The organism is Corallococcus sp. RDP092CA (assembly GCF_041903675.1).
Taxonomy (GTDB): Bacteria; Myxococcota; Myxococcia; order Myxococcales; family Myxococcaceae; genus Corallococcus.
In genome coordinates this window covers 1-310 of the sequence record NZ_JAYESI010000152.1, presented here as the reverse complement: position 1 = coordinate 310, position 310 = coordinate 1, and the positions used below count along the sequence as shown (strand labels likewise).

Annotated in this window: 1 protein-coding gene; it reads left to right on the top strand. The window is 71.9% G+C overall.

What is annotated here, in order from left to right:
* A partial coding sequence (locus tag U8525_RS34570) for a condensation domain-containing protein (protein WP_374270988.1) occupies nt 1-310 on the top strand: 310 nt, incomplete at both ends.

The following is a 310-nucleotide window of genomic DNA, read 5'->3' as shown; positions in this document are numbered from 1 at the left end:
ACAGCACCGCCCTCTTCGAGCGCGGCACCATCGAGCGGATGGCCCGCCACCTCCACACCCTGCTGGAGGCCGTGGCCGCCAGGCCCGAGCAGCCCGTGGCCGAGCTGCCCCTCCTCTCCCCTGAGGAACGGCAGCGCATCCTCGTGGAGTGGAACGACACCGCTGTCGCCTGCCCCACCGACATCCCCGTCCACGTCCACTTCGCCCGGCAGGCCCAGCGCACGCCCGACGCCGTGGCCCTCGTCCTGGGGGACTCGACCCTGACGTATGCCCAACTCGACTCCCGCGCCAACCAGCTCGCCCATCACCT